This is a genomic window from Clostridium sp. ZBS15 (assembly GCF_023845705.1).
Classification (GTDB): domain Bacteria; phylum Bacillota; class Clostridia; order Clostridiales; family Clostridiaceae; genus Clostridium; species Clostridium aquiflavi.
Window position 1 is genome coordinate 1 of sequence record NZ_JAMQHY010000215.1, and the last position, 237, is coordinate 237.

1 protein-coding gene is annotated in these 237 nt (G+C 37.6%); it reads left to right on the top strand.

Annotated features, from left to right (window positions below; all coding sequences use genetic code 11):
• Positions 1-56: 56 nt before the first annotated feature.
• Positions 57-237: FGGY family carbohydrate kinase (locus NG904_RS17085; protein ID WP_252232935.1), on the top strand; the 181-nt coding region annotated here is incomplete at its 3' end.

The window sequence follows — 237 nt, forward strand, 5'->3', positions numbered from 1 at the left end:
TATATAAGGATTATGTAATTGATTATTCTATAGCATCAGCAACAGGGATGTTTAATTTGAAATCTTTAAAATGGGATGAAGAGGCTTTACATGTTGCGGGAATTACAGATGACAAGCTTTCTAAACTCGTTCCAACAACGCACAGTTTAACCGGATTAGATGAAGAGCTTGCCAAAGAGATGAATGTACTTGTTTCTACGCCTTTTGTAGTAGGAGCGAGTGATGGAGTCCTATCCA